Origin of the sequence: Pseudomonas sp. FSL R10-1350 (assembly GCF_009600525.1) — a bacterium.
GTDB lineage: Bacteria > Pseudomonadota > Gammaproteobacteria > Pseudomonadales > Pseudomonadaceae > Aquipseudomonas > Aquipseudomonas helleri.
In genome coordinates, this window is sequence record NZ_WIVR01000105.1 from 1 (window position 1) to 8,943 (window position 8,943).

The window sequence follows — 8,943 nt, forward strand, 5'->3', positions numbered from 1 at the left end:
GCCGGTGGCCGACCCCGATCATTCGCGTTGGCTGGGCGCCTTGCTGGCGCTGGCCTATCCCGATCGCATCGCGCAACAGCGCAAGCCCGGCGGCGCCGAATACCGGCTGGCCAATGGCCGGGCGGCGTTGTTCAGCGAAGTCGACGGCTTGATGAAACAGCCGTGGCTGGTGGTTGCCGATTTGGGCAGTCGTCAGGGCCAGCGTGAAGAGCGCATTTATCTGGCCGCCGAGTTTGATCCGGCGCTGTTGGACGGTGTGCTCAGTGAGCAAGTCAGCGTTGCGGATCAGTTGGACTGGGACGAGCGCGAAGGGGTATTGCGCGCCGAACGTCAGCGAAAAGTGGGCGAACTGGTATTAAGTCGTGAACCCCTGACTGGCCTCGATGAGGCGTCACGGACTCAGGCGCTTGTCAATCTGGTGCGGCGCAAAGGCCTGGAATTACTCCCCTGGACGCCTGAACTGCGGCAGTGGCAAGCGCGGGTGGCATTGCTGCGTCAGCTCGATGTGAGCAAGCAGGGCCAAAGCGAATGGCCGGACGTGAGCGATGCGGCGTTGCTGGCCGGGCTTGAAGACTGGCTGGGGCCGTACCTGGGGCGGGTGTCGCGGCTTAGCCATTTTGCCAACCTCGACCTGTCGAGCATTGTGCATAACCTGCTCAAATGGCCGCTGCCCCAGCGTCTTGACGAGCTGGCACCGCAGCACATTAAAGTACCTTCGGGTTCGTCGGTGCGTCTGGACTACAGCGAGCACCCGCCGATTCTTGCGGTGCGCCTGCAAGAACTCTTTGGCCTGGCAGACACCCCGCGCATCGCGGGCGGGCGGCAGGTGGTCAAACTGCACCTGCTGTCACCCGCCCGGCGCCCGGTGCAAGTTACCCAAGACCTGGCCAACTTCTGGCGCAGCACCTATGCCGAAGTGAAAAAAGACCTGAAAGGGCGTTACCCCAAACACTACTGGCCTGATGACCCGTTAGTGGCCGAAGCGACGGCCAGGGCCAAGCCGAGAAAGAGTTGAGACCCTAAACCTTCACGCGGCGCCAAAGGCCGCGAGGTTGCAGTACTGGCCTTTGAAATACAGCAGTGGCTGCGTCGCCGCTGTTTCTTGCAGGTTTAACGCTTTGACTTCGCCGATCACGATCAAGTGATCACCGGCGACGTGCTCGGCGTGAATTTCGCAATCAAGCCAATGCAGGCTGCCTGCGATAACCGGGTTGCCCAGAGGCGATGGTTGCCAGTCGACGCCGTGCCATTTGTCGGTGCCTTTGCGCGCGAACCGGTTGGAAATCGCAACCTGCTCGCCGGACAGGATATTGACCGCGAACCGACCCGCCTGACGAATTCTCGGGTAGCTGGCTGAACTGGCCATGACGCTGAAAGACACCAGCGGTGGGCTCATCGACACGCTATAGAACGACTGGCAGGTGAAGCCAATCGGCTCGTCATCCACGTGTGAGGTAATCACCGTGATACCGGATGCGTAGTGCCCGAGGGCTTCGCGAAAGCTCAAGGGTTCGATCGCCGTACGAGGAAGTGCCATGGTGGGTCCTGAATAGGGATAAGCCTGAAGTCGCCCGCTTAAATGGGCTGACTTCAGGCGTTACTCGTGTTTAAAGCCCGCAGGCAGTGCTTACTTCGACAGTTCTCTGCGGATGATCTCGGCGCCAGCCGTCAACGCTTGCAACTTGCCGCGTGCAACGTGACGTGGCAGCGGGGCCATGCCGCAGTTGGTGCATGGGTACAGTTTGTCGGCGTCTACAAACTGCAGCGCCTTGCGCAGGGTATTGGCCACTTCCTCGGGTGTTTCGATGGTGTGCGAGGCCACATCAATGGCGCCGACCATCACTTTCTTGCCGCGAATCAGTTCCAGCAGGTCCATGGGGACGTGGGAGTTGTGGCATTCCAGCGAAATGATGTCGATGCTGGATTGTTGCAGCTTGGGGAACGCCTCTTCATATTGGCGCCACTCTGAACCCAAGGTTTTTTTCCAGTCGGTGTTGGCCTTGATGCCATAGCCGTAGCAGATATGCACAGCCGTTTCACACTTGAGGCCTTCAATGGCTCTTTCTAAAGTCGCCACGCCCCAGTCATTCACTTCGTCAAAGAACACGTTAAAGGCGGGTTCATCAAACTGAATAATATCGACGCCTGCGGCTTCCAGTTCGAGGGCTTCCTGGTTAAGGATTTTGGCGAATTCCCAGGCGAGTTTTTCGCGGCTTTTATAGTGGTTGTCGTACAGCGTATCGATCATGGTCATAGGACCTGGCAGCGCCCATTTAATGGGTTGCGTGGTCTGTTGACGCAAAAACTTGGCGTCTTCCACAAACACCGGCTTTTGCCGCGCAACAGCCCCTACTACGGTAGGGACGCTGGCGTCGTAACGGTCACGAATCCTGACAGTTTCGCGCTTTTCAAAATCAACGCCGCTGAGGTGTTCAATAAACGTGGTGACAAAGTGTTGGCGTGTTTGTTCGCCATCACTGACGATATCAATACCGGCGTGCTGTTGTTCTTGCAGGGCCAGTAACAAGGCATCTTGTTTGCCTTCAATAAGTTCTTCACCTTGCAACTTCCAGGGCGACCACAGTGTTTCGGGTTGTGCTAGCCAGGACGGTTTCGGCAAACTGCCGGCCGTTGAAGTAGGGAGTAATTTTTTCATGGTGGATAACCTTGTCTTAATAAGTCGTTAAAGAGCGTAATGGGCGGACCACTGCTCAAGAATGGCGTGGTGCGGCTTGATAAAGTGCTCTTCAACAAAGGTGCCTTGTTCAATCGCCAACCGGCTGCGTTCTTCTCGGTCGTAAACAATTCGCGTCAGTGAGTAATCCTGATGTTTCAAACTCGGCTGATAGGCTTTGCCGGCGGCAGAGTTGGCGTTGTAAATCTCAGGGCGATAGATCTTCTGGAAGGAATCCATCGTGCTGATGGTGCTGATCAGTTCAAGGTTGGTGTAATCACCCAACAAGTCACCGGCAAAGTAAAAAGCCAGCGGTGCCACGCTGTTCGGCGGCATGAAATAGCGCACCTTCAAGCCCATTTTTTGGAAGTAATCATCGGTCAGGGAGTATTCATCCTGCTGGTATTCAACGCCCAGCACCGGGTGCTGGTTTTCCGTGCGCAGGTAGGTCCGGCTGCTCGACACGCTCAGGCAGATCACTGGCGGTTTATTGAAATGTTCTTTGTAGGTGTTTGAATTAACAAAGCACTTGAACAGTTGGCCGTGCAACTCACCAAAGTTGGCCGGTGTGCTGAACGTTGATTGGCCTTTATTGTGGTCCAGCAACAGCACGCTAAAGTCGTAATCGCGTACATAAGAAGAAAAGTTATTACCTACAATGCCTTCAATGCGCTCATTTGTGTGCTGATCGATAATATGGGTTTTCAATATTTCAATCAGTGGCAGGGCGTTGTCACTGTGCTCAGCATCAAGGCTCATGGCGACCGAAATGATTTCAAGTTCCACTGCATAACGGTCGCCCTTTGGGTTGTCCCAATGCGCCAGCGTATTGAAGTGGTTGTTAATCATTTTCAAGGTGTTGCGCAAGTTTTCTTGGCGATGTTTGCCGCGCGCCAAGTTAGCAAAGTTGGTCGTAATGCGCGTCGTGTTTGAAGGCTGATAGTTTTCATCAAAGCGAATGCTCTTGATAGAAAATGTGAATTCTCTGCTCATTATGATCTGACGCCTTAATAGAAGAGATAAACCAGAACAGGGCTTTCTGGTTTATCTCTTGATAATCTTTATGTTGTTTCTGATTAAGGGGCATTCTGGACGAGAAGTTCAGCGATAGATAATGAATTGATTTCAGCAAATCGTTAGTGATGCTCATGATGCGCTGCCGAGCCCGCGGCAGCAGGGTTTGCCGGGTTACAGCTGGCCCATCAGCCAGTCCTTGAACACCGCGATGGGCCGGTGATTGGCCTTGTGCGGGGGGATGAGCAGGTAGTAGGCCGTACCGGTCGGTGAAATGGAGTCGAAAGGGATGCGCAGGGTGTTGTTGGCCAACTCGTCCTTGACCAGAAAACGCGGCAACAGCCCGACCCCGATGCCCGATGACACCGCCTGGATCAGGTGGGTGGTGAGTTCGAATTGCGGGCCCAGCCTCAACCGGCCAGGTTGGCAGTTCTGCATTTTGAACCACTCAAGCCAAAGGTGCGGGCGCGGGGCGACCTGCAGCAACTGTGCAGAACGAAGGTCTTCAGCGCAGGTGTAGCGCTCAGCCTCGGCATTGCTGCTGCCCACCAGCGGGACCAGTTCCTCATCGAAAAGCTTGTGTGAGACCACATGGTGCCAGACCCCTTCACCGACACAAATGGCGGCATCCAGCCCGGTGGTGGTGAAGTCGACGGTGCTCGCACGCGAGTGGATATGCACAAGGATTTCGGGGTGTTTGGCATAAAAATCACTCATGCGCGGCAACAACCACTTGGTGCCGAACGTCGGCAATACGCCCAAATGCAAAGACCCGCCGCCACTTCGGTAGGCAAGGGCTTGCATGGTTGCATCGCGAATTCGAGCCAGCGCTCCGGCAACTTCCACGGAATAAATGCGACCCACTTCCGTCAGCGTAATGTGCCTGCCAATTCTGTCGAAGAGCAAAACCCCCAGCAGTTCTTCCAATGACTGAACTTGTCGGCTAACTGCACTTTGAGACAGGCTTAGTTCTTCGGCCGCGCGCGTGAAACTGCCATGTCGGGCAGACGCTTCGAACGCCAGCAAGGAAGAGATTGAGGGGTTAAGTGTCCGAGGATTCATGCTGACTCTGCGTGAATAAATCGATGGTCGGGGTGGGAAAGCAGCGCTTTAAATCAAAGGGCCAGCATACGACATTTGCTTGATCAGCACAGCGCGAACAGCCGCACGGTCAAATACTCGGCCCTTTAAATCATGGTTTTATGGTCTGAAACCGCCGTTTTAGAGGCTTTTGAGGGGCGCTCGAGCACCTGTAGGAAAAATTACCGCACATCTCATTCATGTGTTTTCTGCATGTATAGACGCATTTTTTCTCGGTTTGGATGTGAGCCTTGCTGTGGCAATCTTCGCGCCTTACTGCAATCGCGCATGGCGTCAAAGGCCTCGTCGGTTTGCTAGCTAACCGGCGCATGAACGATTCATTCAGATGAGGTGTTTTGCCAGATTAGTTAGACAGTGGTTTACCGCGATATCCATTAAGCCTAAAAAAATAAGAGTTCTTAACTATGAGCACTGCCATTGAAAAGCAGGTGACACGCAAGATCTTTCTGAGGCTCTTGCCGCTACTGATCTGCCTGTACATCATTTCCTATCTGGATCGGGTCAACGTGGGCTTTGCCGCCCTGACGATGAACGCTGACATTGGCCTGAGCGCTGCCGTTTATGGCTGGGGCGCGGGTTTGTTCTTCATCGGTTACTGCCTGTTCGAAGTACCCAGCAACCTGCTCATGGCGAAAGTCGGTGCGCGCCGCTGGATTGCCCGGATCCTCTTCACTTGGGGGCTGATCGCCACCTGCATGGCATTGGTTCAGGGCCCAAAAAGCTTCCTGATCATGCGCTTCCTGCTGGGTGTGGCTGAAGCGGGCTTCTTCCCTGCGGTCATTCTGTACCTCACCTACTGGTTCCCGGTGCGTTACCGCGCACGCATCATCTCGATTTTCATGCTCTCCATCCCGATCTCGTTGGCCATTGGTGCTCCGGTCTCGACGGCGCTGTTGCAACTGGATGGCGCGCTGGGCCTCAAAGGCTGGCAGTGGCTCTTCCTGATTGAAGGGATCCCGGGCGTGCTGTTGTTCGGCGTGGTCCTCAAATACCTGCCGGATTCGCCGAAGCAGGCGTCCTGGCTGAGCGATGAAGAGCGTCAGTGGTTGATGTCCGAACTGGATAAAGATGCCAAGGCGCACCCTGTCGCGCTGGACGAAAAGTCGTCTCTGTGGAAAGTGTTCTGCAACCCGTCAATCCTTGCCCTGTGCATGATTTACTTCTGCGCGACGGCGGCCAACATTGGCCTGTCGATGTTCTTGCCCCAGATCATCAAGCAGCAAGGCTTCAGCGGCATGGACATCGGCTGGATCACCGCTATCCCTTACGTCGTCGGATGCATCGGCATGGTGACCATCGGCTTCCTGTCGGACCGTTTCCAGAAGCGCACCGCCTTCGTCATCATTTCCCTGTTGTTTATCGCGGGTGGCCTGGGCACGGCGGGTTGGCTGACCGGCAGTAACATGGCCATCATCGCGATGTGTGTAGCAACGGTTGGCATCATGGGCGCCAAAGGACCTTTCTGGCCGCTGCCGGCGCTGTACCTGAGTGGCAGCAGTGCCGCGGCAGGTATTGCCCTGATCAACTCGGTCGGCAACCTGGGTGGTTTCTTTGGCCCTGGCATCATTGGCGCGCTCAAGGAAATGACAGGCACTTACGAAAGCGGTCTGTACCTGCTGGCCGGGCTTGCACTGTTTGGCATCCTGATCACCGTGATCTTCATTTCCGACAGTGGCAAAGCGAAGAAAGACCAGCCAGTGAATGGCGCACTGGCAGCCCGCAACTGATCATTTGCGAGCAATAAAAAAAGGGGGGCGACCGGTAACGGTCGCCCCCCTTTTTCGTGGTGCCTGCTCAGTCAGCCGGCAGCAAGAATCGCCCGACTACCGGCAGGTGATCTGACACGGCCTGGGTGTCTTCTTGGCGCACATAGCCTTCAACGCGTTGCAGTTTGGGGCTGTAGAACAGGTAGTCGAGGGTGCGGTCAGGCTCGCCGACGGCGGGGTTGTTGGGGAAGAAGGTCAGCCATTGCTCGCGGTCGATGCCGGTGGCTTCCGGATTGCTGGGGAGCATCGGGTACTTTTCCCACAATAGATGCAGCTCGCTGTCAGGCGAGTAGCCCAGACGCTGTTCAGCGGGCAGGCGCAGGAACTGGCCGATGGGCAGCAGGTTGAAGTTGCCGCCAATCACCCACGGCGTGCCCTGGCTTTCATATTTGTCGACCAGCGCTGCCGCCGCTTGCATTTGGCGCTTGAGGTTGCTGTTGTTGAGGGTGGCAGCATCGAGCTGGGTGTTGATGGCCACCAGTTGCCCACCGTCATTGAGCGGCAGGTAGCTGACCAGCATGGCGGGCTTGGGCTGGAATTGACGGCTGATCAGGTTGCTCTCGGCCACCGGCAATTGCAGACGCTCGGCGTGTTCGATCTGGTAACGGCTGAGGGTGACGATCTTGCGGCCGACGCTGCCGAAAATATGCCGGTCGGGAACAAAGTCGGCTTTCCAGGTAAAGGCCTGGGTGCTGCACGGGTAGAGGTCGACCAGACGTTCCTGCAACAGGGCGAGCTGGTTTTGATAGTCGCTGGCCTTGGCTTCTTCATCGAGGTCTTGCAGCAGGATCAGGTCGGGCTGCTCATCACGAATCACCCGCGCCACTTCATCCAGGCTGAAGGCCATGTCTTCACGGGTAGGGCGGTCATCCGGGCCGCTGCCGTCGATCAGGTTGTACCAGAACACATAGCGCTTGCCGGCCAGGTACTGGACGTTCCAGGTCATGATCTTGATCGCTTGCCCGGCCACCAGCGTGGGGGCGGCGACAGGGCAACTGACTGCCAGCACCTCTTTAGCGTCCGGGCGCCACGTAACGCTGTAAATCAGGCCAGCCACAACCGCGGAGCTCAGCACTAAACCTAATACAGTGGGGCGCAGTATACGTGGCATGGGCTCTGCTTATGAGGGGCGAAGGAGGTGCCGAGCATACCTGACGGCAGCGCGGCCCCCCAAGGCTCTGGGTATAGGAAATTTTCTTGGTTATGCGTCGGACTTTTCGCTTATCAGCATAAAGAGCCGGAACAGAACCACCGAGAGGAACAACTGCAAAAAGCTGTTGAAGCTTTCCAGTGCCACCGTCACCACCGCGTTGGTGTCTTCAGGGACCAGCGAAAAGCTCAGTTGCTTGAGCAGAAGCAAAGGCCCCATGACTGCCAGAATGCAGACGAAGATCCGCCAGAAATGGCCGCGGCTCATGATCAGGCTCGACTTGATGGCCGTCAGCGGTGGCTGACCGCGCAGCACCAGGTTGTACTCGGAAAACGCCAGAACCACGGTGAGGTAGATGCCAGGAATAAAGAACATCGACAGCCCCAGCACAATCAACAGCGTGCTGATGGCGGCCAACAGGGTGAACTTGGGCCACAGGCTGAGCGCCCGGGCCAGCACGTCGCGGTTGCTCGGGCTTTCGCCGCGGCTGCGGGCATCGAGGAACACAATCAGCGCCCCGGTGTACAGCGAGTACACCAGCAGGCCGACGATGAGCGCGTAGCCCTGTGACGCATTCGGGCCTACCGCGTCGTCCACAACGTATTGCAGCACGGCTTCAAGAATCACCAAGGGCAAGCACAGGGTGATGACTTGGCCGAGGTTGCGCTGGATGAAGTACAGAGAGTCACGAAGAACGGTAAGCGGATTCATTGTCAGGTTTCAGCAGTCTGGAAACAGTCCGCCACTTTAACCGATGACACGCGACGGTTAGCAAATGTAAAGCTGGGTAAAGGTTCATTGAAACTTCTCGTAACGTCCCCATAACTTTTGAGTGCCTACTGTAGTGGGCGGTTAGCAGATTTTTCGACAATCGAACGAGGTCGTCATGAACAGCGAAGAGCAAACCCTGATTGACGGGCTATTTACCCGGTTGCAACAGGCTGAACGAGAGGCGGCCCCGCGAGACGCGCAAGCGCAGTCGCTGATCAACGATCACATTGCACGCCAGCCGTTGGCGACGTATTTCATGACCCAAGCAATTCTGGTGCAAGAGGCGGCGATCAAGCAGCTCGACCAACAGAACAAACAACTGCAAGCCGAGTTGCAGCAAGCCCGCGCTGCGGCGGCTGCACCTGCGCCGGCCGCTACGGGCGGCAGTTTTCTGTCCAGCCTGTTTGGTGGCGGCAGCCGTGAGCCAGCTCCGGCACCCGCACCGAGCCAGTCATTCAGTGCCCCGC

The 8,943-nt window shown here is 56.4% G+C and carries 9 protein-coding genes; 3 read left to right on the forward strand and 6 right to left on the reverse strand.

Annotated features, from left to right (window positions below; all coding sequences use genetic code 11):
* Nucleotides 1-1,015, forward strand: a 1,015-nt coding sequence (locus GHO25_RS24610) for an ATP-dependent helicase C-terminal domain-containing protein (protein WP_306108781.1), incomplete at its 5' end; no start/stop codon positions are given.
* Nucleotides 1,016-1,027: 12 nt separating this feature from the next.
* Here GHO25_RS24610 and GHO25_RS24615 read toward each other — a convergent pair.
* From GHO25_RS24615 to GHO25_RS24630, 4 genes are all read right to left on the reverse strand, one after another.
* The gene (locus tag GHO25_RS24615; RefSeq protein WP_153393067.1) at nucleotides 1,028-1,537 is read right to left on the reverse strand and encodes a flavin reductase family protein; all 510 of its coding nucleotides are present in this window, start codon (nucleotides 1,535-1,537) and stop codon (nucleotides 1,028-1,030) included.
* Nucleotides 1,538-1,627: 90 nt separating this feature from the next.
* Complete coding sequence (locus tag GHO25_RS24620) at nucleotides 1,628-2,656, reverse strand: methionine synthase (RefSeq protein ID WP_048367510.1); 1,029 nt, start codon at nucleotides 2,654-2,656, stop codon at nucleotides 1,628-1,630.
* A 27-nt stretch (nucleotides 2,657-2,683) separates the two neighbouring features.
* Nucleotides 2,684-3,667 carry a DUF1852 domain-containing protein gene (locus tag GHO25_RS24625; protein ID WP_153393070.1) on the reverse strand — a complete coding sequence of 328 codons (984 nt, stop codon included), beginning with the start codon at nucleotides 3,665-3,667 and terminating at the stop codon, nucleotides 2,684-2,686.
* A gap of 195 nt (nucleotides 3,668-3,862) precedes the next feature.
* Nucleotides 3,863-4,750, reverse strand: a complete 888-nt coding sequence (locus tag GHO25_RS24630) for a LysR substrate-binding domain-containing protein (RefSeq protein ID WP_048367506.1) — start codon at nucleotides 4,748-4,750, stop codon at nucleotides 3,863-3,865.
* Between the two features lie 443 nt (nucleotides 4,751-5,193).
* On the opposite strand from GHO25_RS24630, the gene GHO25_RS24635 reads away from it, so the two are divergent.
* Entirely contained in the window at nucleotides 5,194-6,516 is a 1,323-nt protein-coding gene (locus GHO25_RS24635) for an MFS transporter (protein ID WP_048367504.1), read from the forward strand.
* Between the two features lie 67 nt (nucleotides 6,517-6,583).
* Here the strand turns inward: GHO25_RS24635 and GHO25_RS24640 are convergent, their stop codons facing one another.
* Both GHO25_RS24640 and GHO25_RS24645 read right to left on the reverse strand, forming a co-directional pair.
* The gene (locus GHO25_RS24640; RefSeq protein WP_153393072.1) at nucleotides 6,584-7,666 is read right to left on the reverse strand and encodes an endonuclease/exonuclease/phosphatase family protein; all 1,083 of its coding nucleotides are present in this window, start codon (nucleotides 7,664-7,666) and stop codon (nucleotides 6,584-6,586) included.
* A gap of 90 nt (nucleotides 7,667-7,756) precedes the next feature.
* On the reverse strand, nucleotides 7,757-8,416 hold the full coding sequence (locus GHO25_RS24645) for a YciC family protein (protein ID WP_153393075.1): 660 nt from the start codon (nucleotides 8,414-8,416) through the stop codon (nucleotides 7,757-7,759).
* Between the two features lie 175 nt (nucleotides 8,417-8,591).
* Here GHO25_RS24645 and GHO25_RS24650 point away from each other — a divergent pair.
* On the forward strand, nucleotides 8,592-8,943 hold a 352-nt coding region (locus GHO25_RS24650), incomplete at its 3' end, for a DUF2076 domain-containing protein (RefSeq protein WP_153393078.1).

What these genes read in the sequence shown, in the direction of transcription:
- GHO25_RS24615 (WP_153393067.1), bottom strand. Translation starts at nt 1,537, where the DNA reads ATGGCACTTCCTCGTACGGCGATCGAACCCTTGAGCTTTCGCGAAGCC.
- GHO25_RS24620 (WP_048367510.1), bottom strand. Translation starts at nt 2,656, where the DNA reads ATGAAAAAATTACTCCCTACTTCAACGGCCGGCAGTTTGCCGAAACCG.
- GHO25_RS24630 (WP_048367506.1), bottom strand. Translation starts at nt 4,750, where the DNA reads ATGAATCCTCGGACACTTAACCCCTCAATCTCTTCCTTGCTGGCGTTC.
- GHO25_RS24625 (WP_153393070.1), bottom strand. Translation starts at nt 3,667, where the DNA reads ATGAGCAGAGAATTCACATTTTCTATCAAGAGCATTCGCTTTGATGAA.
- GHO25_RS24645 (WP_153393075.1), bottom strand. Translation starts at nt 8,416, where the DNA reads ATGAATCCGCTTACCGTTCTTCGTGACTCTCTGTACTTCATCCAGCGC.
- GHO25_RS24635 (WP_048367504.1), top strand. Translation starts at nt 5,194, where the DNA reads ATGAGCACTGCCATTGAAAAGCAGGTGACACGCAAGATCTTTCTGAGG.
- GHO25_RS24640 (WP_153393072.1), bottom strand. Translation starts at nt 7,666, where the DNA reads ATGCCACGTATACTGCGCCCCACTGTATTAGGTTTAGTGCTGAGCTCC.